The 25132-nt window shown below is 73.5% G+C and carries 21 protein-coding genes; 11 read left to right on the top strand and 10 right to left on the bottom strand.

Features of this window, described 5'->3' with window-relative positions:
- Positions 1–91 precede the first annotated feature (91 nt).
- Positions 92–4096 (bottom strand): ATP-dependent RNA helicase HrpA, encoded by a 4005-nt coding sequence (gene hrpA / locus ACYVG5_RS11965; RefSeq protein ID WP_222049350.1) that lies wholly within the window; start codon positions 4094–4096, stop codon positions 92–94.
- Positions 4097–4282: 186 nt separating this feature from the next.
- On the opposite strand from hrpA, the gene ACYVG5_RS11970 reads away from it, so the two are divergent.
- The 3 genes from ACYVG5_RS11970 to ACYVG5_RS11980 are packed head-to-tail and all read left to right on the top strand — an operon-like array spanning position 4283 to position 8429.
- Positions 4283–4804 carry a MarR family winged helix-turn-helix transcriptional regulator gene (locus ACYVG5_RS11970; RefSeq protein WP_460683211.1) on the top strand — a complete coding sequence of 174 codons (522 nt, stop codon included), beginning with the start codon at positions 4283–4285 and terminating at the stop codon, positions 4802–4804.
- Positions 4801–6564, top strand: coding sequence for an MDR family MFS transporter (locus ACYVG5_RS11975; protein WP_222049348.1), 1764 nt, complete (start codon positions 4801–4803; stop codon positions 6562–6564). The genes ACYVG5_RS11970 and ACYVG5_RS11975 overlap by 4 nt, the downstream gene beginning before the upstream one ends.
- A 56-nt stretch (positions 6565–6620) precedes the next feature.
- Positions 6621–8429 carry an acyl-CoA dehydrogenase gene (locus tag ACYVG5_RS11980; protein ID WP_222049347.1) on the top strand — a complete coding sequence of 603 codons (1809 nt, stop codon included), beginning with the start codon at positions 6621–6623 and terminating at the stop codon, positions 8427–8429.
- Between the two features lie 70 nt (positions 8430–8499).
- Here ACYVG5_RS11980 and ACYVG5_RS11985 read toward each other — a convergent pair whose 3' ends face one another.
- Entirely contained in the window at positions 8500–8670 is a 171-nt protein-coding gene (locus tag ACYVG5_RS11985; RefSeq protein ID WP_222049346.1) for a hypothetical protein, read from the bottom strand.
- Between the two features lie 305 nt (positions 8671–8975).
- On the opposite strand from ACYVG5_RS11985, the gene ACYVG5_RS11990 reads away from it, so the two are divergent.
- Complete coding sequence (locus ACYVG5_RS11990; RefSeq protein WP_222049437.1) at positions 8976–10013, top strand: YihY/virulence factor BrkB family protein; 1038 nt, start codon at positions 8976–8978, stop codon at positions 10011–10013.
- Between the two features lie 47 nt (positions 10014–10060).
- On the opposite strand, the gene ACYVG5_RS11995 is transcribed toward ACYVG5_RS11990, so the two are convergent.
- The 4 genes from ACYVG5_RS11995 to ACYVG5_RS12010 all read right to left on the bottom strand — a co-directional run bounded on the left by ACYVG5_RS11995 (position 10061) and on the right by ACYVG5_RS12010 (position 13185).
- Entirely contained in the window at positions 10061–10813 is a 753-nt protein-coding gene (locus ACYVG5_RS11995; protein WP_222049345.1) for an enoyl-CoA hydratase-related protein, read from the bottom strand.
- 86 nt (positions 10814–10899) lie between these two features.
- Entirely contained in the window at positions 10900–11931 is a 1032-nt protein-coding gene (mgrA, locus tag ACYVG5_RS12000; protein WP_222049344.1) for an L-glyceraldehyde 3-phosphate reductase, read from the bottom strand.
- A gap of 43 nt (positions 11932–11974) precedes the next feature.
- Entirely contained in the window at positions 11975–12682 is a 708-nt protein-coding gene (locus ACYVG5_RS12005) for a hemerythrin domain-containing protein (RefSeq protein WP_222049343.1), read from the bottom strand.
- Positions 12683–12744: 62 nt separating this feature from the next.
- A complete protein-coding gene (locus tag ACYVG5_RS12010; RefSeq protein WP_222049342.1) occupies positions 12745–13185 on the bottom strand; it encodes an ArsI/CadI family heavy metal resistance metalloenzyme in 441 nt (146 codons plus the stop codon).
- A gap of 126 nt (positions 13186–13311) precedes the next feature.
- Here ACYVG5_RS12010 and ACYVG5_RS12015 point away from each other — a divergent pair, with 126 nt between their 5' ends.
- The 3 genes from ACYVG5_RS12015 to ACYVG5_RS12025 are packed head-to-tail and all read left to right on the top strand — an operon-like array spanning position 13312 to position 15223.
- Entirely contained in the window at positions 13312–13662 is a 351-nt protein-coding gene (locus ACYVG5_RS12015) for a metalloregulator ArsR/SmtB family transcription factor (RefSeq protein WP_222049341.1), read from the top strand.
- Positions 13659–14783: an ACR3 family arsenite efflux transporter gene (gene arsB, locus ACYVG5_RS12020; RefSeq protein WP_246630588.1), complete on the top strand. Its 1125-nt coding sequence runs from the start codon at positions 13659–13661 to the stop codon at positions 14781–14783. The genes ACYVG5_RS12015 and arsB overlap by 4 nt, the downstream gene beginning before the upstream one ends.
- Positions 14780–15223 carry an arsenate reductase ArsC gene (locus tag ACYVG5_RS12025; protein ID WP_222049340.1) on the top strand — a complete coding sequence of 148 codons (444 nt, stop codon included), beginning with the start codon at positions 14780–14782 and terminating at the stop codon, positions 15221–15223. Before arsB ends, ACYVG5_RS12025 begins: the two co-directional genes overlap by 4 nt.
- Here ACYVG5_RS12025 and ACYVG5_RS12030 read toward each other — a convergent pair.
- Positions 15216–15653, bottom strand: a complete 438-nt coding sequence (locus ACYVG5_RS12030; RefSeq protein ID WP_222049339.1) for a phosphohydrolase — start codon at positions 15651–15653, stop codon at positions 15216–15218. The genes ACYVG5_RS12025 and ACYVG5_RS12030 overlap by 8 nt on opposite strands.
- Positions 15654–15826: 173 nt before the next feature.
- On the opposite strand from ACYVG5_RS12030, the gene ACYVG5_RS12035 reads away from it, so the two are divergent.
- Both ACYVG5_RS12035 and ACYVG5_RS12040 read left to right on the top strand, forming a co-directional pair.
- Positions 15827–16117, top strand: a complete 291-nt coding sequence (locus ACYVG5_RS12035) for a hypothetical protein (RefSeq protein ID WP_222049338.1) — start codon at positions 15827–15829, stop codon at positions 16115–16117.
- 50 nt (positions 16118–16167) lie between these two features.
- Positions 16168–18009 carry a SpoIIE family protein phosphatase gene (locus ACYVG5_RS12040; protein WP_222049337.1) on the top strand — a complete coding sequence of 614 codons (1842 nt, stop codon included), beginning with the start codon at positions 16168–16170 and terminating at the stop codon, positions 18007–18009.
- 18 nt (positions 18010–18027) lie between these two features.
- On the opposite strand, the gene ACYVG5_RS12045 is transcribed toward ACYVG5_RS12040, so the two are convergent.
- Together ACYVG5_RS12045 and ACYVG5_RS12050 are read right to left on the bottom strand one after the other, a co-directional pair.
- Positions 18028–18945 (bottom strand): hypothetical protein, encoded by a 918-nt coding sequence (locus ACYVG5_RS12045; RefSeq protein ID WP_460683212.1) that lies wholly within the window; start codon positions 18943–18945, stop codon positions 18028–18030.
- A complete protein-coding gene (locus ACYVG5_RS12050; RefSeq protein WP_222049336.1) occupies positions 18935–19189 on the bottom strand; it encodes a hypothetical protein in 255 nt (84 codons plus the stop codon). The genes ACYVG5_RS12045 and ACYVG5_RS12050 overlap by 11 nt, the downstream gene beginning before the upstream one ends.
- A 442-nt stretch (positions 19190–19631) precedes the next feature.
- Here ACYVG5_RS12050 and ACYVG5_RS12055 point away from each other — a divergent pair, with 442 nt between their 5' ends.
- Complete coding sequence (locus tag ACYVG5_RS12055; RefSeq protein WP_222049335.1) at positions 19632–19958, top strand: DMT family transporter; 327 nt, start codon at positions 19632–19634, stop codon at positions 19956–19958.
- Positions 19955–20527: a TetR/AcrR family transcriptional regulator gene (locus ACYVG5_RS12060; RefSeq protein WP_222049334.1), complete on the top strand. Its 573-nt coding sequence runs from the start codon at positions 19955–19957 to the stop codon at positions 20525–20527. Before ACYVG5_RS12055 ends, ACYVG5_RS12060 begins: the two co-directional genes overlap by 4 nt.
- Positions 20528–20935: 408 nt before the next feature.
- Here the strand turns inward: ACYVG5_RS12060 and mobF are convergent, their stop codons facing one another.
- Positions 20936–24574 (bottom strand): MobF family relaxase, encoded by a 3639-nt coding sequence (gene mobF, locus ACYVG5_RS12065; protein WP_222049333.1) that lies wholly within the window; start codon positions 24572–24574, stop codon positions 20936–20938.
- Positions 24575–25132: the final 558 nt, after the last annotated feature.

The following is a 25132-nucleotide window of genomic DNA, read 5'->3' on the forward strand; positions in this document are numbered from 1 at the left end:
GTCCTCCCGCCTCGTCGCCGGTGACCCGGAACCGGGCCACCTTCCCTTCATCGGCGGATCGGATCGCGGCCTTGACCCCCGGGGCGCCGGGTCAGGCCGTGGCCTGGTCCAGCACCCCGTCGATGGCCTTGTAGACCCGCTGCTCGGAGACCGGCCGGGAGGTGCCGATGCCCTGGGCGAACAGCCCGACCCGCAACTCCTCGACCATCCAGCGCACCCGGGCCACCGGGTCGCCGGGCGCTCCGGTGGCCGGCACCCGGGCGCGCAGCTGCTCGTACTCCTCGGTGACGGCGGTGACCTGCGCCATCCACAGCGCGTCCCGCGCGGCGTTGGCCGGCAGCTTCTCCAGCCGGTACGCCATCGCCTTCAGGTAGCGGACGACGTCGGGCAGCCGCCGCCGGCCGGCGTCGGTGACGAAGCCCCGGTGCAGCAGCCCACCCATCTGCCGGCGCAGGTCGGCGATGGCGGCATCGGGCACCCGACGGGCGGGCGCCGCGCCGATCGCCACGGCGACCTCCCGGGCCTCGGTCAGCACGGTCTCGACCCGCCGCACGGTGTCGGTGGTCAACGGCAGCAGCTGGTCGCGGGCGGTCCGCACCAGCGCGGCGAAGGCCGCCTCGTCGCGGGGCGGCCCGCCGGCGTCGGCGATGAGCTCGGCGGCGGCGGCGTCGACGCAGTCGGCGACCAGGTCGGCGATCTCGCCGTCCGGGTTGAACTGCAGGGCCAGCCGGGTGCGCGGGGAGAGACCCTTGACCACCTGTTTCACCGGTGACCCGGCCGCCAGCACCAGCAGCCGGCCGGCCCCACGCCAGGTCAGCCGGCCGGCCTCGGCCTCGGTCGGGACGACCCGGACGCCGACCGTCGTCCCCTCGTCGACGAGCGCGGGCCAGGCGGTGACGTCGTGCCCGCCGCGGCGCACCTGCACCGTGCGGGGCAGGTCGCCGATCGTCCAGCCGGTGAGCCCGGTGCGCTCGAGGTCGGCGGCCGCCCGGGCGAGGCTGGCCCGGCTCTGCGGCGCCACCTGGGCGCGCAGCGCCGCCAGGTCCTTACCGGTCGCCAACGGCTGTTGCCGGTCGTCGAGAACCCGGAAGGTGGCCCGCAGGTGGTCGGGCACCTGCTCGGGGTGCCAGGCGTCGGGCGGGACGGTCACCGCGGTGGCCCGGCGCAGCTCGCGCTCCAGCGCGGGCAGCAGCGGCTCGGTGGGATCGATGCGCGGCAGCACCTCGCGCACCCGGTCGGGGATCGGCACCAGCCCGCGGCGCAGCTGCTTGGGCAGCGAGCGCAGCAGCTCGGTCACCAGCTCCGCCCGCTGCCCGGGCACGGTGAAGGCCAGCGACTCCCCCGACGTCGCGGCGAGGGTGTCCAGCACCCCCAGCGGGACGTCGACGGTCACACCGTCCTCGGCGGCACCCGGCGCGAACGCGTAGCTCAGCGGCAGCGTCAGCCCCTGCGTCAGCCGCACCTCGTCCGGGTAGTCCTCGGCCCGCACCTGGCCGGCCGCCGCGGTGTTGGTGAGCAGCTCCGGGGTGAAGGTGAGCAGGTCCGGGGCCTCCCGGCGGGCGGCCTTCCACCAGCGGTCGAAGTGCCGCGCCGAGACGACGTCGGCCGGCACCCGCGCGTCGTAGAGCTCGAACACCGTTTCGTCGTCCACCCGGATGTCCCGGCGGCGGGCCCGCTCCTCGAGGTCGGCGACCTGCTGGAGCGCGCGGGCGTTGTCGGCGACGAACCGGTGGTGCGTCGTCCACTCCCCCTGCACGAGGGCGTGCCGGATGAACAGCTCCCGGGAGACCACCGGGTCGATCGAGCCGTACTGCACCCGGCGGCCCACGACCAGCGGCAGCCCGTAGAGCGTGACCCGCTCGGTCGCCACGACCGAGCCCCGCTTGGCGTCCCACCGCGGCTCGGCGTACTGCCGCTTCACCACGTGCTCGGCCAGCCGCTCGACCACCTCGGGGTCGATCCGGGCGGCGGTGCGGGCGAACAGCCGGCTGGTCTCCACCAGCTCGGCGGCCACCACCCAGCGCGGCGGCTTCTTCACCAGCGGCGTTCCGGGCGCGAGCACGAAACGCGTGTTCCGGGTGCCCAGGTACTCCCGCGACCCCCGTCGGGGGCCATTGTCGCGCTTGTGGCCCTTGTCGGGTTCGGCCTGCATGCCGACCTGGGACAGCAGGCCGGCCAGCAGGGACGCGTGCACCCCGCGCTCGTCCGGACCTTCGGCCAGCTCACCGAGCTGCATGCCCAGCCGGCGGGCGGTGCCGCGCAGCTGCCCGTGCAGGTCCTGCCACTCCCGGATGCGCAGGTAGTGCAGGAACTCCCGCTTGACGGTGCGGCGGAACTGGTTGCCGCTCAACGCGTCCTGCTGCTCGACGAGGTACCGCCACAGGTTCAGCAGCGACAGGAAGTCGGAGTTCTCGTCGGCGAACCGGCGGTGCAGCTCGTCGGCGGCCTGCTGGTGCTCGGCCGGGCGCTCCCGCGGGTCCTGGATGGTCAGCCCGGCCGCGATGACCAGCACTTCCTCCAGCACGCCGCGGCGGTCGGCCTCCACGACCATCCGGGCCATCCGCGGGTCCAGCGGCAGCGCGGCCAGCGAGCGGCCGGTCTCGGTGAGCACGCCTTCGCCGGTGAGGGCGCCCAGCTCCTCCAGCAGCGCCACGCCGTCGGCGACGGCGCGGCGGTCCGGCGGGTCGATGAACGGGAAGTCGGCGACGTCACCCAGGCCCAGTGCGGCCATCTGCAGCAGCACCGAGGCCAGGTTGGTACGCAGGATCTCCGGGTCGGTGTACTCCGGCCGGGACTCGAAGTCCGCCTCGCTGTAGAGGCGGATGGCGATGCCCTCGCTGGTGCGCCCGCAGCGGCCCGAGCGCTGCCGGGCCGAGGCCTGGCTGACCGGCTCGATCGGCAGCCGCTGCACCTTGGTGCGATGGCTGTACCGGGAGATGCGCGCGGTCCCGGGGTCGACGACGTACTTGATGCCGGGCACGGTCAGCGAGGTCTCGGCGACGTTGGTGGCCAGCACCACCCGCCGGCCGGTGTGCGGCTGGAACACCCGGTGCTGGTCGGCGGCCGTGAGCCGCGAGTAGAGCGGCAGCACCTCGGTGTGGGGCAACCCCCGCTCGGCCAGTGCGTCGGCGGTGTCGCGGATCTCCCGCTCGCCGGCCAGGAAGACCAGCACGTCGCCCGGGCCCTCGGCGACCAGCTCGTCGACGGCGTCGACGATCGCGCTCACCTGGTCGCGGTCGGGGTCGGCTGCCGGGTCATCCGGGTCGACCACCGGCCGGTAGCGCACCTCGACGGGATAGGTGCGCCCGCTGACCTCCACCACCGGCACCTGCGCGCCGTCCCCCTCGTCACCACCAAAATGGCCATTTTGGTGGGAGCGGCCGGAGAAGTGCCGGGCGACCCGCTCGACGTCGATCGTGGCCGAGGTGATGACCAGCTTGAGGTCGGGCCGGCGGGGCAGCAGCCGGGCCAGGTAGCCCAGCAGGAAGTCGATGTTGAGGCTCCGCTCGTGCGCCTCGTCGATGATGATCGTGTCGTACTGGCGGAGCATCCGGTCGCGCTGCACCTCGGCCAGCAGGACGCCGTCGGTCATGAGCTTGACCAGCGTGGCGTCCCCGACCTGGTCGGTGAACCGGACCTTCCAGCCGACGACCTCACCGAGCGGGCTGTCCAGCTCCTCGGCGATCCGCTCGGCCACCGTGCGCGCGGCGATCCGCCGGGGCTGGGTGTGGCCGATGCGGCCCCGCACCCCCCGGCCGAGCTCGAGCAGGATCTTGGGCAGCTGGGTCGTCTTGCCCGAGCCGGTCTCGCCGGCGACCACCACGACCTGCGCGTCGCGGAGCGCCGCGGCGATCTCGTCCCGCCGCTGGCTGACGGGCAGCTCCTCGGGGTAGGTGATCACCGGGACGGCGGCCCGACGACGGGCGATCCGCTCCTCGGCGGCGACGACGTCGGCGGCGATGCGCTCGTGCTGCCGGGCCCGCGCCGCCGGATCCTTCGTGCGCCGGATGGCGTCGAGCCGGCGGCGCAGCCGGTGCTCGTCCTCCAGGGTGAGTGCGGGCAGCCGGGACCGCAGGTCGTCGTGCGGGGTGCTCACGGGCGCTCGCGTTCCTCTCGGGTGGGGCAGCTCCCCAGGATCCCATCCGGGCGGGCGGGTGGCGCGCGTTCCGATCCGTGCTATCCGCAACTGATTGCGTGTACGGAACAACGGCTTGTATCGTGCAACTGTTCCGCCGGCGCAGCGTCGCGTCCGCCGCCCGCGTCCAGTCCTTCCGGAGTGCCCGTGACCGCCTCGCCCGACACCGCGCCTGCACCGGGGACCGACCTCAGCCTCTCCGACGAGCTGGCCCGGCTGACCCGCGTGCTGCACGCGCTGAGGTCCGGGCCGCCGGGTGGCGCCGGCTCCGACGCCCGGGAAAGCGCGGCACACGTGCTGCTGTTCCCGCTCACCCGGCTGGGCCCGCTCCGCCAGGGAGCGCTGGCCGAACTGGTGCACGCCGACCCCTCGACCGTCAGCCGGCACGTCACGCTGCTGGTGGAGCGCGGGCTGGTGCGCCGGGAGGCCGACGAGCAGGACGGCCGGGCCAGCGTGCTGGTCGTGACGGCGACCGGCGAGGCCGCGCTGGAGTCCATGCGGCAGGAGCGCGACGCCTTCCTGGAGCGGGTGACCGCGGCGTGGAGCCCCGGCGAGCGCGCCACCTTCACCGGCCAGCTGCACCGCTTCGTGCAGGACCTGACCACCCACCTGCCCTCCCTGAGCGATGCCACCGGCGGCACCGCTCCCTGCGCCGAGAAGGACCGATGACCCAGACCAGCGACCGCGGGACCGCCGCCGGCCGCCGCCGGGCGGCAGCCGCCGCCCCGGACGCCTCCGGTTCGTTCACGCACCGCCAGATCGTGACGATCCTGGTCGGCCTGATGCTCGGCATGTTCCTCGCCGCGCTCGACCAGACCGTGGTCTCCACGGCGATCCGCACCATCGCCGACGACCTGCAGGGCTACGACCTGCAGGCCTGGGCGACGACGGCGTTCCTCATCACCTCGACGATCGCCACCCCGCTGTACGGCAAGCTCAGCGACATCTACGGCCGCCGGCCGTTCTACCTGTTCGCCATCGGCGTCTTCATCATCGGCTCGCTGGCCTGCACGTTCGCCGACACGATGTACCAGCTCGCCGCCTTCCGCGCGCTGCAGGGCATCGGCGCCGGTGGGCTGATGTCGCTGGCCCTGGCGATCATCGGCGACATCGTGCCGCCACGGCAGCGGTCGAAGTACCAGGGGTACTTCATGGCCGTCTTCGGCACCTCCAGCGTGCTCGGCCCGGTCATCGGCGGCTTCCTGGCCGGCCAGGGCACGCTGCTCGGGATCACCGGCTGGCGCTGGATCTTCCTGATCAACGTGCCGCTGGGGGTGCTCGCCTACGTCGTCGTGATGCGCGTGCTGCACCTTCCGCACCAGCGCCGCGAGCACCGCATCGACTGGCCGGGCGCCCTCGCGCTGATCACCTTCCTGGTCCCGCTGCTGATCGTGGCCGAGCAGGGCCGCACCTGGGGCTGGAGCTCCGGGGCCGCACTCACCTGCTACCTCCTCGGGGCACTCGGGTTCGGAGCGTTCGTGCTGGCCGAGCGCGCCTACGGCGACGAGGCGCTGCTCCCGCTGCGGATGTTCGGCAACCGCACGTTCACCGTCGGGGCGGTGGGCAGCGTGGTGATGGGCGCCGGCATGTTCGGCGGCATCCTGCTGCTGCCCCAGTACCTGCAGATCGTCCAGGGCTCCAGCGCCACCGTCGCCGGGCTGCAGATGATCCCGCTGGTCGCCGGGATCATGGCCGGCGCAGTGAGCTCGGGCATCGCGATCTCGAGGACCGGGAAGTACAAGGTCTTCCCGCTGGTGGGCGTCGCCCTCATGGTGGTGGCGCTGCTGTCGATGTCCGCCTTCGTCACCGCGGACGCCTCGATCTGGACCCTGGTGCCGTTCATGGTCATGCTGGGCCTGGGGCTGGGCTTCAATTTCCAGCCGGTGGTGCTGGCCGTGCAGAACTCCGTCTCCCCGCGGGAGATGGGCGTCGCGACGTCGTCGGTCACGTTCTTCCGTCAGATGGGCGGCACGATCGGGGTCGCGGCGTTCCTGTCGATCTTGTTCACCCGGCTGCCCACGGACATCGGAAACGCGATCTCCGACGCGGCGCGCACCGACCCGGCGGTGGGGGCGGCGGCCGGCAGCTTCGACATCGAGGCCGCGCTCAGCGACACCACCGCGATCGCCGGCGCCCCCGCGTCGCTGCTCGAGCCGTTCCGGGTCGGCTTCTCCGACTCGATCGACCTGGTGTTCCTCATCGCCGCAGGAGTCGTGGCGATCGGCTTTTTCGTGTTCCTGTTCCTCCCCCAGCTCCCGCTGAGCAACAAGTCGGGGATCCAGGCCAGGCAGGAAGCCGGTCCGGACGCCGGGACCCCCGGGGACCCGACGCTGGCGGCGGAGAACTCCGCCGGGATGGCGGCGCCGACCTCGACGCCCCCGCCGGCCCAGGGCGCCGACCGCAGGGACACCGGCAGCCGGGCCGAATAGCCTGCCGGGGGCGGACACCGCCGTCCGCACCGGCAGCACCACCCTCGGAGGAACCCGTGCGTTCGTCGCTGGTCCTGTCCCGTCGCGACCTGGACTTCCTGCTGCACGACTGGCTGCGGGTGGCGGAGCTGGGCGAGCGGGCCCGGTTCGCCGAGCACTCGCGCGAGACGATCGACGCGGTGCTGGACCTGGCCGCGCAGATCGCCACCGAGCACTTCGCGCCGCACAACCGCACCGCCGACGAGCACGAGCCGCACGTCGTCGACGGCCGGGTGGTGCTCGTGCCCGAGGTGGCTGCCGCGCTGCGGGTCTTCGCCGAGGCCGGCATGAACGCCGCCGCGCTACCGGAGGAGCTGGGCGGCATGCAACTGCCCGCGGTGGTCAACCAGGCGGTGCACGCGTGGTTCCAGGCGGCCAACATCGGCACCTCGGCCTATCCGTTCCTGACCATGGCCAACGCCAACCTGCTGGTGGCGCACGGCACCCCGGAGCAGGTCGCGACCTACGTCCCGCCGATGGCCGAGGGCCGCTGGTTCGGCACCATGGCGCTGTCCGAGCCGCAGGCCGGCTCGTCGCTGGCCGACATCACCACCCGCGCCGTCCGTCAGGACGACGGCAGCTACCGGCTGACCGGTCACAAGATGTGGATCTCCGGCGGCGACCACGAGCTGACCGAGAACATCGTCCACCTGGTACTCGCCAAGGTGCCCGGGGGCCCGCCCGGGGTGAAGGGCATCTCGCTGTTCGTCGTCCCCAAGTTCCTGGTGGCCGCGGACGGCAGCCTCGGCGAGCGCAACGACGTCACGCTGGCCGGGCTCAACCACAAGATGGGCTACCGCGGGACGACCAACACCGCGCTGAACTTCGGCGAGGGCGGGCACACCCCCGGCGGACGCCCCGGCGCGGTCGGCTTCCTCGTCGGCGCGGAGCACCGCGGCCTGACCTACATGTTCTCCATGATGAACGAGGCCCGGATCGGCGTGGGCCTGGGCGCCACGGCGCTGGGCTACACCGGTTACCTGCACGCGGTGGAGTACGCCCGGACCCGTACGCAGGGCCGCCCGGTGGCCGGCACGGCCGGGCACCCGAAGGACGCCGCCGCCGCGCCCGTGCCGATCATCGAGCACCCCGACGTCCGGCGGATGCTGCTGGCCGCCAAGTCCTACGTCGAGGGCGGCCTCGCGCTGGGCCTGTACTGCGCCCGCCTCGTCGACGAGGAGGCCACCGCCGATCGCGACGAGGACCGGGCCCGCGCCCGACTGCTGCTGGAGGTGCTCACCCCGATCGCCAAGAGCTGGCCGTCGCAGTGGTGCCTGGCCGCGGACGACCTGGCCATCCAGGTGCACGGCGGGGCCGGCTACACCCGCGACTTCCCGGTCGAGCAGTTCTACCGGGACAACCGGCTCAACCCGATCCACGAGGGCACGCACGGCATCCAGGCGCTCGACCTGCTCGGCCGCAAGGTGGTCATGGGCGGCGGCGCGGGCCTCGGCCTGCTGGCCGGGGCGATCACGGCGACGACGGCGCGGGCGGCCGGCACGCCCTGGGCGGACCTGGCCGCCGACCTCGACGCCACCGTCGCCCGGCTGACCGAGGTGACCGGCACGCTCTGGGGCGCCGGCGACCCGCAGCTGACGCTGGCCAACGCCGCCGTCTACCTGGAGGCGGCCGGGCACCTGGTGGTGGCGTGGCTGTGGCTGGAGCAGGCGCTGGCAGCCGAGGGCCGGGACGACGACCTCGCGGCCGGCAAGCGGCAGGCCGCGCGGTTCTTCCAGCGCTGGGAGCTGCCGAAGGTCGCCGCCCAGCTGGACCTGCTGGCCTCGCTCGACCGGACCGCGCTGGACATGCGCGAGAGCTGGTTCTGAGGAAGGACGCCGTCCTCCTCATCCCTCGCAAGCTCGGGACGAGCCTCTGGACGGGGCCTGACCGAGGGGCTTACAGGGCCGCGGTGGCGCGCACGGGATCCGCGCCGGCGTGCCGCCCGCGGGGTGCGTCCGCCTCCTGCTTCTCGGCCTCGTACCGCGCCGTCGACTGGATGCCCATGGCGATCACCAGGGCGGTCAAGAGCAGGAAACCGAGGAGGGTCACCGCCGGCCACAACACCATCTATCGCTCCACGTCCTCTTCGGGGCACCCGCCGGGGAAGGGCGGGCCGTTCGTCTGGCTCAGCACTTCCCGGCCGGACCCGCGGTCAATCCTCGACCGGGGGACTTCCTGGGTGAACAGTGTGTGACACGTGTCGCCTTCTGTGGCCACAGTGTCCGGCGTGTCTGCCCGGCGACCGGTCCGGGCGGCTGCGGTCGGTCACGGATCGGACTCGCTGTTGCCGGAATCGCCCCGCTGCACGCGTGGGAGGCAGTGGTCCGGGGCAGGGACCGGACGCCCTGTCCCTGATCTTCCCGGAGGCCCCGATGGCCGGAGCACGCAGAACCGACCCCGACGAACGAGCCCGGGGCGGCGGACCGGCCCAGGACCCCGCCGACACCGCGCCCGGCGACGACAACATCAGCCGGGAGCGCGCCGACTTCGCGCCCACCGGCGCCGACGGCAAGGCCACCACCGGTGGCACGCTCAAGCGCACGCTGAAGGAGTTCAGCGAGGACGGGCTGACCGACTGGGCCGCGTCGCTCACCTACTACGGCGTGCTGGCACTGTTCCCGGCCCTCATCGCGCTGCTGTCCATCGTGGGCCTGCTGACCGACCCGACGACGCTCACCGATGCGCTGACCGCGGTGGTGCCGGCTACCGCCGCCGAGACCCTCAACCCGGTGATCCAGCAGCTCGCCGGGAACACCGCCCCCGTGGGCTTCGGGCTGATCCTCGGTCTCGCCGGTGCCGTCTGGTCGGCCTCGGGCTACGTCGGGGCGTTCACCCGGGCGGCGAACGTCATCTACGAGACCCCCGAGGGTCGCAAAATCTGGAAGCTCAAGCCGCTGCAGCTGCTGATCACGCTGATCGGGATCCTGTTCGCCGCGGTGCTCGTGGCGATGCTGGTGCTCAGCGGCCCGGTCGTCGACGCGATCGGTCAGGCCATCGGCCTGGGCGACACCGTGCTGACCGTCTGGACCTGGGCCAAGTGGCCGGTGATGCTGGTCATCCTGGCGCTGATGATCGCCGTCCTCTACTACTCCACCCCGAACGTGAAGCTGCGCGGCTTCAAGTGGGTCAGCCCCGGAGCGGGTGTCGCGATCCTCGTCGCGGTCCTCGCCTCGGCGCTGTTCGCCTTCTACGTCGCCAACTTCGGCAGCTACAACGCCACCTACGGGGCGCTGGCCGGTGTGGTGATCTTCCTGATCTGGTTCTGGCTGATCAACCTGGCGCTGCTGTTCGGCATCGAGCTCGACGCCGAGATGGAGCGCACGAAGGAGCTGAAGGAGGGCGTGCCGCGCGCGGACAAGGAGATCCAGCTCGACGCCCGCGACGACCCGAAGCCGCAGCAGACCACCTGATCCGGACGGCCGGTGCTCGGTGTCACCGAGCACCGGCCCGCCCTTCCTCAGTCGGCCGACCGGCGCATCGACCACATCTGCGCCGGCCGCTCGAACTGGGTGGCCACCTCCCAGCTCACCTGCGGCGGGCCGGTCTCCGTGCGGAAGTTCGCCGCCGCGACCCGGGCGAGTTCGGGGTCGGCTGCCACCCGGACGGCGAGCTCCCGGGCGCGGTCCTCGACCGCGGCGTCGTCCACCGTCTCCCACGCCAGCCCCAGCTCGACGGCGCGCGCGCCGTCCACCTCCTCGCCGAACAGCGCCATCGCCGCCGCCGCCTCCCGGCCCACCAGCCGGGAGAGGAGCACGAAGTGCCCGCCCCCGGGGTGCAGGCCCCGCTTCAGGAAGCCGCACAGCAGCCGGGCGTCGCGGGCGACGATCCGCAGGTCGGCGGCGAGCAGCAGGTTCATCCCCGCACCCACCGCCGATCCCCGGACGGCGGCGATGGTCGGCGTCCGCACCTGGCCCAGCCGGTAGAAGGAGTCGTAGATCGCCCCCATGCCGGCGTAGGCGCCCGGCGCGGCCGGGTCCCGGCCGGCGTCGGTGAGCGTCTGCACGTCGCCGCCGGCGCAGAAGGACCGCCCGACGCCGCGCACCACCACCGCACCGACCTCCGGCCGCGCGTCGGCCTCGTCGAGGGCGGCGACGAACTCCGCGGCCATCGCCGGCGTCAGCGCGTTGCGCCGCTGCGGCGCGTTGAGCGTGACGACGGCGACGCCCTCGTCGACCTCCAGCAGGACCTCGGTGGACGACGTGTCGGACATGCGGCTCCCTCGCGGTCGGTGGCCGGCGGCGGCGCCGGCCCGTCCCGGCGATCAGACCATGCAGGGCCGGACCGCGCGCCCGCCGGTCACGAGGTGCGGAAACCCGACCAGATGTCGATGCCGGCGTCGACGGCGTGCGCGTCGATGGCGGCCAGCTCCTCGGCGGTGAAGTCGAGCCGCGCGAGGGCACCCAGGCTGTCGTCGAGCTGGGCGACGCTGCTGGCCCCGATGAGCACCGAGGTCACCCGCTGGTCGCGGAGCGCCCAGGCCAGCGCCAGCTGGGCCAGGCTCTGCCCACGCGACCGGGCGAGCTCGTCGAGCGCACGGATGTGCCCGAGCGCCTCGTCGGTGAGCAGGTCGGTCGACAGCGACTTCCCCTGGCTGGCCCGGGAGCCCTCGGGCACGCCGTCCAGGTACTTGTCGGTGAGCATGCCCTGAGCCAGCGGGGAGAAGGCGATGCAGCCGGCGCCGGCATCGGTCAGGGTGTCGAGCAGCTGGTCGCTCTCGATCCAGCGGTTGAGCATCGAGTACGAGGGCTGGTGGATGAGCAGCGGCGTGCCGAGGTCGGCCAGGATCTCCGCGGCGCGGGCGGTGTCGGCCGCCGAGTAGGAGGAGACGCCGACGTAGCGGGCCTTGCCGGCCTGGACGGCGCTGTGCAGGGCGCCCATCGTCTCCTCCAGCGGGGTGCTGGAGTCGAAGCGGTGGGAGTAGAAGACGTCGACGTGGTCGACGCCCATCCGGCGCAGCGACTGGTCGAGGCTGGCCGTCAGGTGCTTCCGCGAGCCGCCGCCCTGCCCATAGGGGCCGGGCCACATGTCGTAGCCGGCCTTGGTGGAGAGCACCAGCTCGTCACGGTAGGGAGCGAAGGAGTCGCGCAGGTGCCGACCGAAGTTCGTCTCGGCCGCGCCGTAGGGCGGACCGTAGTTGTTGGCCAGGTCGAAGTGCGTGACGCCGCGGTCGAAGGCGCGGTGCAGGATGTCGCGCTGCCGGCCGAACGGGACGTCGTCGCCGAAGTTGTGCCACAGCCCCAGGCTGATCGCCGGCAGGTCGAGGCCGCTGGCACCGCACCTCCGGTAGGACATCGACTCGTAACGGGACTCGGCAGCGCGGTAGGACATGCCACCGATCGTGCCCGTCGTGCACAACCGGTGCTCCGCGGGGTCAGCGGCTGGTCGGTGGCCGGTCGCCGGTCCGGGCCGGCGGCACCCGCTCCACCAGACCGGCGACCATCGCCAGCCCGCGACTGACGGCCTTCCCGGCCGGCGCCAGCCGGCTCGGCGCGCGCTGCACGCCGGCGTCGACCAGGTCGCGGGTGCGGTCGAGCAGGCTCAGCGGGAGGGCCGACAGCACGTTCCCCGGCGGACGGCGGGACACCGTGGGGTGCGGCCGGGTCGGGGAGATCCGGCGGACCAGTTCCCACTGCCGGCCGAGCCGGCGCAGCCCGGCGGCGTCCACCCGTTCCTGCAGGCGCGGCAGGAGCACGTCCTCCTCGTCGCGGACGTCCTCGCGGAGGACCTGCACCAGCCGGGTCAGCAGCGCGGCGCGGCGCGGGTCGTCGTGCGGGGTGGTCTCCAGCGTGCTGACCAGCTCGTTGACCTCCTGGTGCTCCTCCTCGACGCGGAGGGTGAGCGCCTCCCCGTCGGGCAGCACCCGGCGCAGCACCGGCCAGAGCACGGTCTCCTCGGCGAACGCGTGGCTGAACACCAGCCGGTCGATCCGCCGCAGCACGCGCGTCTGCGCGGCGCCGGTCGTGCCGTCGAGCTGGTGCAGGAGCTGGTCGAGCCGGACGTGGTCGGCGCGCTGGCGCACCAGCACGCTGCCGGGCCCGCCGAGTTCCTCGGCGGCCTGGTGGGCGATCGAGCGGGTCATCGGAGCTCCCGGGGACGAGGGGAACCCGTCCAGTGCCCCGGACCGGTCCCCCTCATGCCCGGTCAGCTCCGGCAGCAGGTGCCGTCGCCGGCGACGACGGACTTCCCGATCGCCGTCCGGCCCTCCAGGTCGGGGCGGGCGTCACCCTTGACGGTGTAGACCTCCCACGGCTCCCCGCCCGGGCCGGTCACCCAGACCTTGTCCTGCAGCGCGTAGCAGCAGGTGGTGTCGTCCTCCGGCCGGGTGGCCAGTCCGGCAGCGGCCAGCCGGCCGGTGGCCGCGGTGACCTCGTCGGAGGTCGCCACCTCCACGCCCAGGTGGTCCATCCGGGTCGCCTCGCCGGGCTCACCCTCCAGCAGCACGAGCTTCAGCGGCGGCTCGGCGACGGCGAAGTTGGCGTAACCGGGCCGGCGCTTGGCCGGGGCCGTGTCGAACAGCCGCGAGTAGAACTCGATCGCTCCCTCGAGGTCAGCCACCCGGAGAGCCAGTTGAACGCGGGACATGGGATCACGCTCCTCATCAGACATCGACGCTCGTCGATGGATGCGACTGTGGACCTGGCATCGATACTTGTCAATACGATGTTCGTCGTTACCATGGGCGCCGATGGATGCCCAGGAGGAGGTCCCATGACCGATCCAGGCTTCGCCTGCTGCACGCCGGTGACCGGCACCCCGATCAGCCCCGAGCAGGCCGATCAGGTCGTCCCACTGCTCAAGGCCCTCGCCGACCCGGTGCGGCTGCGCCTGGTCAGCCTGATCGCGGCCGCCGAGGGCGGCGAGGCGTGCGTCTGCGACCTCAACGACGCCTTCGACCAGACCCAGGCCACGATCAGCCACCACCTCAAGGTGCTGCACTCGGCCGGCGTCCTGGACCGGGAGAAGCGGGGGGTCTGGGTCTGGTACGCCGTCCGCCCCGAGGCCCTCACCGCCGTGGCCACCCTGTTCGCGCCCGCTCCGCTGGCGGGGGCCCGGGCATGAGCGACGCCATCCGGGAGACCGCCCGCCCCGGCACGACCGTCGAGGCCCCCGTGCTGCAGCGGCTGAGCACCCTGGACCGGTTCCTGGCGGTGTGGATCATCGCGGCGATGGCCCTCGGCCTGCTGCTCGGCCGCCTGGTCCCCGGCCTGGACGACGCCCTGAACGCCGTCCAGGTCGGCGACGTGAGCCTGCCGATCGCCATCGGCCTGCTACTGATGATGTACCCGGTGCTGGCCAAGGTGCGGTACTCCGAGCTCGACCGGGTGACCGGCGACCGGAAGCTGCTGATCGCCTCGCTGGTGCTCAACTGGCTGCTCGGCCCGGCGCTGATGTTCGCCCTGGCCTGGCTGCTGCTGCCCGATCTGCCCGAGTACCGCACCGGGCTGATCATCGTCGGGCTGGCCCGCTGCATCGCCATGGTGCTGATCTGGAACGACCTGTCCTGCGGCGACCGCGAGGCCGCGGCGGTCCTGGTGGCGATCAACTCGGTCTTCCAGATCCTCGCCTTCGCCGCCCTGGGCTGGTTCTACCTACAGGTGCTGCCCGGCTGGCTCGGCCTGGCGACGACGTCGGCCGACTTCAGCGTCTGGGCCATCGTGCTCAGCGTGCTCGTCTTCCTCGGCATCCCGCTGCTGGCCGGCTTCCTGACCCGCACGTTCGGCGAGCGCGCCAGGGGCCGGGACTGGTACGAGTCGACGTTCCTGCCCCGGATCGGCCCGGTCGCGCTCTACGGCCTGCTGTTCACCATCGTGATGCTCTTCGCCCTGCAGGGGGACGCCATCACGTCCAACCCCTGGGACGTCGCCCGCATCGCCCTGCCCCTGCTGGCCTACTTCGCGCTGATGTTCGGCGGCTCGTTCCTGCTCGGCATGCGGCTGCGGCTGGGATACGCCAGGACCGCGACGCTGGCCTTCACCGCGGCGGGCAACAACTTCGAACTCGCCATCGCCGTGGCCATCGGCACGTTCGGGGTGACCAGCGGCCAGGCCCTCGCCGGCGTGGTCGGCCCGCTCATCGAGGTGCCGGTGCTGGTCGGCCTCGTGTACGTCTCCCTCTGGGCGGCGCGGCGCTGGTTCCCCGGCGACCCGACCGTCCCCGACGCCGTCCGGACCGCCCGATGACCTCCCCCACCGGCCGGCCCAGCGTGCTGTTCGTCTGCGTGCACAACGCCGGCCGCTCCCAGATGGCCGCGGGCTGGCTGCGCCATCTGGCCGGCGACGCCGTCGAGGTGCGGTCGGCCGGCTCGCTCCCCGGCGACCAGGTCAACCCCGCGGCCGTCGAGGCGATGGCCGAGGTCGGGATCGACATCGCCGACCAGCGCCCGAAGGTGCTCACCGCCGAGGCCGTCGAGGCCTCCGACGTGGTCATCACCATGGGCTGCGGTGACGCCTGCCCGGTCTTTCCGGGCAGGCGCTACCTCGACTGGGCCCTCGAGGACCCGGCCGGCAAGGGCGTGGCGTCGGTGCGGCCGATCCGGAACGAGATCGAGGGCCGCATCCGCGGCCTCCTGGCCGACCTCCAGGTGCCGGCCACCGGACGGGGTGGCGCCGGGGTCAGCTGAGCACGGCGAGCGCGGCCCGGTGCTCCTCGGTCAGCCGGGCCCGGGCCGCCTCGTCCAGCTCGGTCAGCCGCGCGGGGTCGGTGAGCACCTCGAGGTCCGCCAGCTTCACCTGCCGCGCCAGGGGGTCGGCCCGCACCCGCTCGTAGTACTGCGCCGGGGTCTCACCGGAACGCGGCGTCAGGGCGAGCACGGCGTCCACCACGTGGGCCGGGAAGTCCCGGCCCAGCTCGTCCTCGGTGCACCCGGCGCCGGTGAGCGCGTCGTGCAGCAGCGCCACGGCCTGCACGGCCGTGGACTCGCGCGCCACCCGCCGGTGGACCTCGACCACGTGCGCGTCGAAGTAGGGCCGGCCGGTCACGTCCGTCTGCCAGCGGTGGCAGGCGCGGGCGACCTCGGCGGCACGGAGGACATCGACAGCAGCCTGGATCACGGTCGGTCCTCCCCTGGGTCGTCGTCGGTCGGTCGGAGGTCCATGGTCCCCCCTTGCGGCCCCGGACAGTTCCGTTGGGGTGCCGCTGACCCCCCGTAAGGGGCCCGGAACGGCGTGTGGCATCCCTCACGTCCGGGGATGCCGGCCCCGGACGCCCGCCCTAACCTGCACGAATGGGCCGCCATCCACTGCACGACCTGGTCCGGCGCCGGCTGTGGGAACTCGGCCGGAGTGCTGACGATGCGTCATGGCGCTCGGGATTCGTGCTCCCGGCGGAGACGATCGAGCGGATGGCCCGCGGCAGCGGGCGCAGCTTCATCAGCGAGGGCATCGCCGCCCACCTGGCCCGGGCCCTGGACGTCCCGGAGCACCGGGTCCGCCGGGCAGCCGGGCTGCCCCCGGTCCAGGTTCCGGACGTCCGCACCGGCCCGCACCTGCGGCTGGTCCGTCCCGACGACCGGTAGTGGCCGGCGACATCCGCCGCCCACCGAACCGGATCGGGCAAGATCTGGTCGTGCACACCCAAAGAGCCGGGTCGGACGATCCGACTCGCTCGCCCGCCCGGCTCACCGCCGTCCGGGCGACCGAGCTGCTGGACGCCATCGCCGAGGAGTCCTTCGACCGGCTGACCGGACTGGCCCAGCGGCTGACCGGTGCGCCCTTCGCGTTCCTGACGGTCGTGGACGACGAACGCTCCTACTGGCTGAGCCGGCAGGGCATCGCCGCCGGCGGCCCCGCCGAGAACACCCTCGAGGAGTCGTTCTGCCAGTACGTCGTGGCGGGCGGGGAACCGCTGGTGCTGGGCGACGTCACCGCCGACGAACGGACGCGGGACAACCCCTCGATCGTGTCCATGGGCGTCCGGGCCTGGGCGGGATTCCCGGTGCACACGCCCGAGGGCGAGGTCCTGGGCACCTTCTGCGTCGTCGACACGGAGGTGCGCACCTGGTCGGCCGACGACGTCGCGCTGATCGAGGACCTCGCGGCCGTGGCCTCGCGGGAGGTCGGGCTGCGCATCGCCGTCCGCCGGGTCGAGGAGTCCCGCGCCGCGGCCGAGGCCGCGGCGCGCGAGGCGGAGGCGGCCACGGCGCGGGCCCGCACCGAGGCCGAGCGGGCCAACCTGCTGGCCCGGATCAGCGAACTGCTCACCACGGGGCTGGACCTGGACGGGGTGTGGCAGGCGATCGCGGCGCTCGCCGTCCCGGCGATCGGCGACTTCGCCTACGTGTGCGCCGTCCAGCGCGACGGCGGGCTCACCGCGGTGGCGGTGCGGCACAGCGACCCGTCCGCCACCGGGGTGCTCGAGGAGTGGGTGCACTCGGCGGGCCGCCGCACCGGTGAGGCGGTGGGCCCCGGTCACGTGGCGATCACCGGCGAGGTCGAGCTGGTGGAGCCGGCCCGGGCCCCGGGGCTCAGCGCCGCCCAGCGCGCCGCCGCCCAGCGGTTGGACGTCAGCAGCGCGCTGATCGCCCCGCTGAGCAGCCGCGGCGATGTCGCGGCGGTGGTCGTGATCGGCCGGACGGCCGGTTCGGCCCCCTACACCGACGAGGACCGCGCCCTGGTCGAGGCGCTCGCCGGGCGGGCCGGCCTGGTGGTGGAGAACGCACTCCTGTTCCAGCTGCAGCGGGCCCTGTCGGAGACGATGCAGCGGGCGCTGCTGCCCGCCCTGCTGCCCCGCCCCGCCGGCCTGCGGATGGCCGCCCGCTACCGGCCGGCCGGGCGGGCCCAGCTGGTCGGTGGTGACTGGTACGACGCCTACCTCGACGCCGCGGGCACCACCAGCCTGGTCATCGGCGACGTCGCCGGCCACGACATCGACGCGGCCGCGGCCATGGGGCAGCTGCGGACGATGGTGCGGATGGCCGGGCACGACGCCGTCCGGACCGCACCGGAGGTGCTGGCCACGGTCGACCGGGCGTGCGCGATCTTCGGCTTCGACGTGTTCGCCACTGCCCTGGTCGCCCAGATCGGGCCCGGCTCGGCGGACTCGACGGGCCGGACGGTGCGCTGGGGCAGCGCCGGCCACCCGCCGCCGCTGCTGGTCTCCCCGGCGGGCGCCGTCTCGGTGCTCGACGACCGTCCGGGCCTGCCGCTGGGCGTCGCGCCCGAGCGGGACCGCCCGGAACGCTCCGCCACCCTGCCGGCCGGCGGGACGCTGCTGCTGTACACCGATGGCCTGATCGAGAGCCGGGGCCACGATCTCGACCACGGCCTGGCGCGGCTGGTTCACCTGCTGGCCGACTCCCCCGGCCTGGACCTGGAGCGGCTCTGCGACCGGATCGTGCACGAGCTGCTGCCCTCGGCGGGCGCGGACGACGACGTGGCGCTGATCGCCGTCCGGGCCGAGGGGGCGTAGGCGCTCAGCCCCGCGGGCTCACCCCTGCTCCTCGGGCGCGGTGACGAGGCAGCAACCCGTCTCCCCGAACGGCTCGACGCCGAAGCCGGCCTCGAGCAGGAGGTCGGCGAGCGCGGCGTTCATCGTCCGCTGCACCGCCGCGTCCATCGCCGCGCCCCGGGCCTGCTGCAGGCTCGACCGGTCGTGCCGGCTCCAGCTCACCACGATCCCGTAGTGACCCGGCCCGGGGGTGAGGCACACGCCGCCGGCCGCGCCGTCACCCGCGCAGTCGTGCAGCGCCAGCCCCGCCTCGACCAGCGTCGCGGCCACCTCGACCACCAGCGTGGTGAGCGCGTCCTCGTCGGACAGCAGCGCGTTCCAGTCCTCGGCCAGCCGGTCCAGCTGGTCGCCGAGCTCGCTCAGCCAGGCCTGCTCCTGCGGCAGCGGCCGCCGGACCACGCCGCGGCCGTCGGCGCGCCGCGCGCCGTAGACCACGCGCACGGCCGTGGCCGCGCCACCGGACAGGGCGGCCCAGTCCGCGTCGATCCGGTCGGGGAACGGCCCGGCCACGAGCCCGCCCGGCTGGTCGCCCAGCTCCTCGACCAGCCACCACGCCGCTGCCGCACCGGGCTCCACGACCCGCTTGCCCGCGGGGTGGTTGGCCACGCTGACCGCCGTGCCGCGCTCGTTGCGCAGCTCCTGCGTCGCCGCGCCGCTGCCGCCGGCGGCCCCGCGCGGGTGGTCACCGGCCGGCCGGGCGGCGGGCCCGTCACCGGCCGGGACGTCGGCGACCGCGGCGGTCACCTGCTGCCGCGCGCCCTGCACCCGGTTGCGTTCGAACTCGTACCGCGCGGTCGAACTGGCCCCCAGGGCGATGACCAGGGCGGCCAGGACGACGAAGCCCACCAGCGACACCACCGGCCAGAACAGCAGCACCGCACCACCGTCACCAGGCACGCCAGACACCCCCCGGGCCCGCGCCCCAGCCGATCGCCCGGCGCAGCAGCTCCTGGGCCCAGGCGTGCAGTGCGGCTCCGGCGGAGCGGGCCGAGCGGCGCACCGGCGGAGCAGCCGCCGGGTGCTCCTCGGCGTCCTCGGCCGTGAACAGGTCGAGCAGGGCTGCCAGGTCCAGCTCCTCGTCCGCGGGCAGCGACACGACGGGGGACGACGATCGGGTGGCCAGTGCAGGGGGCGCGTTCACGCAGGACTCCTCGGGGCTGTCCGTCGCGGCAGGGGAAGTGCCGCCGACAAGGCAGAAAAGTAGGCGCTGCGAGGCCTCCCCGGACGCGCCCAGCCACGGTCCGCGGAGCTCCGTCACACAATCGTTGCGCCGGCCCGCCCAGCGGTCGACGACCCGCCTCCACAGCCGTCACCTTGTCGACTCCATCGGGCGTTCGTGCAGGTCAGGGCCGGTGAACGAGCTACCGGGTGCTCGGTCACGTCGGCGGCGCGGCGCGCCCCGGCATGTCGTCGGGGCCACCACCGGGGCGTGGTCGCGCGGAGCCGAGCATGACGCCGGACCACGACACGAGCCGCCCGCTCGGTCGCTCGCCTGGCCCCGGCCCGGCCTCGGCTCCGGTACGGCTGTACCAGTTTTTGGTACGGTCGTACCACCACTCGCCGGAAATCGAAGGAGTACCTACGTGGCCTGGGCCTTGGTCGTCATCGCCGGCCTGTTCGAGACGGCCTTCGCCGTCTCGCTGAAGATGTCCGAGACCTTCACTCGTCTCTGGTGGTCCGTGTCCTTCATCGCGTGCGCCGCGGTCAGCTTCGCCCTCCTGTCGACGGCGCTGAAGACCCTGCCAGTGGGATCGGCCTACGCCGTGTGGACAGGAATCGGTGCAGGTGGGACGGCCGTCGTCGGGATGGTGTTCCTGGGCGACGCCGCCACGACCGTGCGCATCGTGGCGATCCTCCTCATCCTCGGCGGCGTGCTGGCCCTCCAGCTCGCACCCTCGGCAGCCCATTGACGGCGAAGCTGACGGCCAAGGGCGAAGCCCGTCGGTCGGCCATCATCGAGACTGCCGCAGCACTGGTCTCGGCCGCGGGGCCCGACGCTCTCTCGCACCGGGCAGTGGCCAGCGCGGCCGGCCTGCCACTGGCCGCGACGACGTACTACTTCGACAGCCTCGACGACCTGCTGGTTGCTGCGGTCGGGCGGATCCTGCAGGGCGAGCGCGAACAAGTGGATCGCGCGGTTGCCGCGCTCCCCCGGAGGACCCGCTCAGCGGCTGCCACGGCCGAGCACGTCGTCGACGTCGTGCTCGGGCCCGGGCGGACCGGCGATGGAGAACTGCATTCCCTGTACGAACGCTTCCTGGCCTGTGGGCGGTATCCCGGACTGCGCCCCCTGCTTCGTGAGGCACGGGCCCGGATCGACGTCGCCCTCGCCGAGTTGCTGGAGCGATCTGGTCGGCCGGCCGCCGACGGAGCCACCTTGATCCTGCTGATCGACGGCTCGGTGATCTCCGCACTCGTCGAAGGCGACGGCTCCGCTCGGAGGCGCGCAGAGGCAGCCGTCACGGCTGCACTCGGCTGACTGTGCAGACTCGACCAAGAACGGCCCCCGACCAGGAAAGACGCCGGGCTGGGTCCGTCTCGTGGGCCCCGTGGGGATCGAACCCACAACCCGCGGATTAAAAGTTCCCAAGAGACGCTCTTCTGATCAGCGCATTCTCCGCGGAACTGTGTCTTGACCAGCAGAAATACCGTTTGCTGCGTTCGGTCGACGTTGGTCGCGGACGGCCCTTCTGTGGGCGTCTTGTGGGCGCGGCGTGGGCGGCTGTCGGGCGAAGTGCCCCCACTGATCCGCACGCCGCCGGTGAACCATCCGCGTGGTGGTGAGCGCCGTAGGCTCGCGGCACCCACCCCCGCCTGGGCGACGGAGCGTCGACGCTGGCGGCCGAGTCTCAGCCCCGTCGTCGGAGGCTCGGGGAGGGCCGCCCGTTCAGCGCGATATGCCCCGCCCCGGGGCGCGGTGCGGCGAGATGTATTGAAGATCCTCGGGCCGCGGGCGGCGGACACCCGGTTCGGAGGCGGTCAGCAGCGGGGCGGCCGATCCGTGTGGGTTCGGGTCGGCGTCCTGGTGTGCACGCCAGGTGACCCGCTCCTGGGCGAGGCGGTCGACCGGCTGGGCGAGAAGAGCCGGCTCGGCCGTCAGACGCGCAACGCGGGCGCCGACGACGGCCAGTTCTGCTCGGGCGGCGGTGATGGCCCGGTCGGTGTCGGACAGTCGCTCCGCCGGGTCGAGGGTTCGGGCGAGAGGTCCGAAGCGGGCGAGCCGGTCCTCGTGCTGACGGCGGGCGTCGGCCAGCGCGGCCCCGGCGTGCCGGTGGGTCTCCTGGGCGGTGGCTGCGGTCTCGCGCAACTGAGCGTGCTCCGGATGGGCGTGTTCGGCGTGGTGGCGGGCGTAGGAGTCGAAGGCAGTCCACAGCCGCGGTCGGTCGTCGGACCGGTCAGCCAGGCGCGCGAGCTGCTGCGGGTCGGTGGGCATGGCCGGCAGGTAGGGCCGCCAGGCGTCCGCCCAGTCGACCAGCTGCTCGCCGGCCCGGTTCACCGCCGCCCGCCGCAGCCGGAGCCGGCCGGGACCATCGAGCACGACCTGCGCGGCGTCACGGGCGGCGTCACGCCCAGTGTCCCAGCTGCCGAGCAGCGTGTCGCGGATCCGGTCGGTCTCGGCGGTGACGACCGCGCCGCTGACGTCGGCCCGCGCCGTCGCGTGGCGGGCGTCGATCCCTGTCTGCCGATACGCATCTGTGAGCGCGGCGGCCCGGTCGGCGTGGGCGGACTCGAGCGCGACGATCTCGCGCAGCGCGTCCCGGCGCGGCAGGTCGTGGGCGAGCCGGTCGAGGCAGCGTTGCTCGGCCGTCCACGCAGAGTGCAGGTCGGCGAGCGTCTGCTCCAGCGGGCGGGGAGTGGCGTACCGGGCGGCCTCGGCGGCGGCGAGCTGGGCGGCGTGCGCGGGGCCGAGGTCTGCGCGGTCGCGGGCGAACACGGCGATCCATTGTCCCCGCGCCTGGTCGGCGTCGGTGGCGACGAGGTGGGCGGTGTTCGCCGTTCGGCCGCGGGTCATCCCGACATAGCAGGAGGAGGCGCCGGTCTGCTCGCCGACCACCACGTGCGCGGCGGTGACGGTGTCGCCCTGCACGCCGTACGCGGTGGAGGCGTAGGCGAGCTCGACGTGCTCGGTGACGTAGTCCGCGGGCAGTACGCGGGTCCCTGGGCCGGCCGGGGTGACACCGCCGGACCCGTTCCCGGGGACGGTGCCGGTGGGGGTGACAGCAGGGGTGACGAGCAGCCCGCCGCGGCGGCCGACCGCGGTGACCACCCAGGTGTCGCGGTTGGCGACGTCGAGGTGACGGTCGTTGCGCCGGGTGGCGATCCGGTCCCCGGCGCCGATCCGCTCCCCGGCGCCGGTGACGGCCACCGTTCGGTCATCGACCCGGCCGGCGACGGCCAGCCGTTCCCGGATGGCGGTGTTGAGTTCGGCGGCCTGGTCGCGGGTGTCCACCACCACGGCCACCGGTCGGCCTGCGGCATAAGACTCGGCGGCGGTGGCGGCCAGCGCGTCGCGCAGCGCGGCGGCGTCGGGGAACAGCCGGATCTGGCCGCGGGCGAGGAGGGCGTCGAAGACGGCGCCGAGGTCCTCGCCGGTGCGCATGGCCAGGGTCAGCTCGGCGTAGCCGGTGTCGCGTGTTGTGCGGCCTTCCTCGTCGGTTCGGGTGAAGCGGTGCACGGAGTCGAGTGTCAGGTGCGCCCCGGGGTCGGCCTGGCCGATGGCGAGGTCTAGGACGCCGCCGCGGCCGACCGCGGACAGCTGGTGCCGGTCGCCGAGCAGCGCCACCCGGACCCGGCACTCGTCGGCGACGGTGAGCAGGGCGCGGGCGGTGTCCTGATCGAGCATCCCGGCCTCATCGACCAGCAGCAGGTCCCCGGGCCGTAGCTGCGCGGCCTCGTTCGGCCCGGCGTACACACGGCCGGTCGCCGGGTCGACCTGGCCGGCGGTGAGCCGGGTCCAACGCCCTTCGTCGTTCCAGCGCCAGCCGTGCTGGAAGGCCAGGGATGCCGCCGACCCGGCGGCCGTCCCCACCTCGCAGGCGGCCACCTTGGCTGCCTTGCGGGTGGGGGTGACCACCACGAGCCGGCGATGTTGTGCCTCGAGCAGGTCGCGGGCGGCGGACAGGGTGGTGGTCTTGCCCGCCCCGGCGGCGCCCTCGACCACCACCAGGGGCCGGTCGCCGGCGAGCGCGGCGACCGCCGCGGCTTGGCCGGCATCCAGCCGGCCGGCGGCGGCCACGCGCTCGACCGGCAGTGCCGGGACGGTGTCCGGCACGCCGCGCGCAGCGCGGGCGGCGAGCCGGGTGGTCAGGTCGGCTTCGACGTCGAGGACCGGCTGGGAGGTCCACGCGCGGATGTGCTCGGGCACCCCGTCGCGGTCCAGCAACGGCACGCACCGGTCCATCGCGCGGGCGGTGAGGTCTTCGGCCAGCTCGATGCGCACCCCGGCGTCGGCGACGACGCCTGCGGCGGCGATCAGCCGCTCGGCCTCGCCCCGGATGTCGGCGGCGTTCCACGCCGACCGCCCGGCCGCGAGCCGGGCCAGCGCGCGCTGCACCAGTTCGTCTCGATCGAGGGCCCCGATCGGGGTGGGGGCCAGGTCGACCGGCTTTCCCGGGTCGCGGTAGCCGAGGGCGGACAGCTCGGCCCGCCAGCGTTCCTCCAGCCCGACCCCGGGCTGGGCAGTGATCTTGTCCGGGCGGCCGTCGGCCCACGCCCGGACGTCCCAGGCTCGGCGCAGCACCGGCCCGGGGGATTCGCCGGGGTGCGCTGCGGTCCAATCTTGTTCGTAGCGGTCCACATTCCGGGCGATCTGGGCGTGCCGGGCGCTGAACGGACCCGTGTACTCGGCGAGCTCCAGTATTTCTCCCGTAGCGCCCTTCCGGTAGCCGTGCGCGGCGAAGGCGGCGTTCAATTCCGGGTCACACGCCATCGCGGCGTGCCCGATCCCGTTGATCGCGCCCAAGAAGTCGCGGACGCCGACGGTGTGCAAGCCGCGCCATTTCCCCGCGGCGAATACCCGGGACAGGAACTGCAGGTGCAGGTGCCAGTGCGGGTCGTTCGCCCGGGAGGTGTAGTGCCGAACCGTCGCGGCCTCCAGCACCTCCAGCGGTATCTGCACCTGCCCGCCGCGCGGGCCGACCCGGGTGGTGGCGTGCTCGGAGAGCCAGGCGATGATCTGCTCGGCGGCGCGGTCCTGCGCCGCCTCGTACGCCGTCGCGATGTCCGGGTCCAGCGCGGCGGCCAGCGACCACGTCTTCGGGCCGTTGACCACCACCTCGGCGAACCGAACGGCGTGCTCATCGGTGCGCAGCTGCCCCCGCGGCTCGCCGGTGTCCGGGTCGCGGCCAGCCACCCAGGTCTCGTAGGCGTCGCCGGTCAGCGGCCCCAGCTCGGCCACGCGACCATCCGTTGTGGTGAAGCGACGGGCGACGCCGGTGCCCTCGGTGAGGTAGTAGTCGTCGACCCGGCCGCGGTCGGCCTCCACGTAGTGCCGGGCAGCCACCGGCGCGCCGGCGTAAATCTTCATTCCGCCGTGCATCTTCAACGCCACCCGACAATGACCAACGAGTCACCCCTAGAAACGCCGATGGGCCCCGCGAAGCGGGGCCCGAGCTACCTCCGAAGGTAGCATTCGTGCCGTTCTTCAGCAAAGGCTTGTGCGGTTTTGGTAAGCGCTTGGAGTCGATACAAGAAGGCTGGAGGGGTTCGACTCATTGGTTACTCGTGACAATCACTGATTGCTTGCAGAATGCCGACTTAACGGTTCTTGACGATCATGACTTCGGGTTCGCGTCGGCACCGTGCGGTCCGGTCGGTCCCAGGGCCCTCCGGGTGCTCACGGCGAGGGCCCCGCCGTCCGGCCGCTACCCGGCGCGGTGACACCCATGGCCGATGAGGTTCGTCCGTGACCAGACGGGGGCACCCCCGCGACGCCGAGATGGAACGTCGCCCGTGTCTCGGGCCTTTCGGTATACCGGCCAGCCCTAACCTTGATCTTTCGTGATCTTGTCGGGGTTCATGATCGTCGGGGTTCTGAGCCCGCGTGGGCGTGAGGATGACATCGGGGTGTGACGGTTCGCCCGAG

This window comes from Modestobacter lapidis (genome assembly GCF_054780755.1).

Coding starts and splice junctions, on each gene's coding strand:
- ACYVG5_RS11975 (WP_222049348.1), top strand. CDS start 4,801: ATGACCCAGACCAGCGACCGCGGGACCGCCGCCGGCCGCCGCCGGGCG.
- ACYVG5_RS11985 (WP_222049346.1), bottom strand. CDS start 8,670: ATGGTGTTGTGGCCGGCGGTGACCCTCCTCGGTTTCCTGCTCTTGACC.
- ACYVG5_RS11990 (WP_222049437.1), top strand. CDS start 8,976: ATGGCCGGAGCACGCAGAACCGACCCCGACGAACGAGCCCGGGGCGGC.
- ACYVG5_RS11995 (WP_222049345.1), bottom strand. CDS start 10,813: ATGTCCGACACGTCGTCCACCGAGGTCCTGCTGGAGGTCGACGAGGGC.
- mgrA (WP_222049344.1), bottom strand. CDS start 11,931: ATGTCCTACCGCGCTGCCGAGTCCCGTTACGAGTCGATGTCCTACCGG.
- ACYVG5_RS12005 (WP_222049343.1), bottom strand. CDS start 12,682: ATGACCCGCTCGATCGCCCACCAGGCCGCCGAGGAACTCGGCGGGCCC.
- ACYVG5_RS12010 (WP_222049342.1), bottom strand. CDS start 13,185: ATGTCCCGCGTTCAACTGGCTCTCCGGGTGGCTGACCTCGAGGGAGCG.
- ACYVG5_RS12015 (WP_222049341.1), top strand. CDS start 13,312: ATGACCGATCCAGGCTTCGCCTGCTGCACGCCGGTGACCGGCACCCCG.
- arsB (WP_246630588.1), top strand. CDS start 13,659: ATGAGCGACGCCATCCGGGAGACCGCCCGCCCCGGCACGACCGTCGAG.
- ACYVG5_RS12025 (WP_222049340.1), top strand. CDS start 14,780: ATGACCTCCCCCACCGGCCGGCCCAGCGTGCTGTTCGTCTGCGTGCAC.
- ACYVG5_RS12035 (WP_222049338.1), top strand. CDS start 15,827: ATGGGCCGCCATCCACTGCACGACCTGGTCCGGCGCCGGCTGTGGGAA.
- mobF (WP_222049333.1), bottom strand. CDS start 24,574: ATGAAGATTTACGCCGGCGCGCCGGTGGCTGCCCGGCACTACGTGGAG.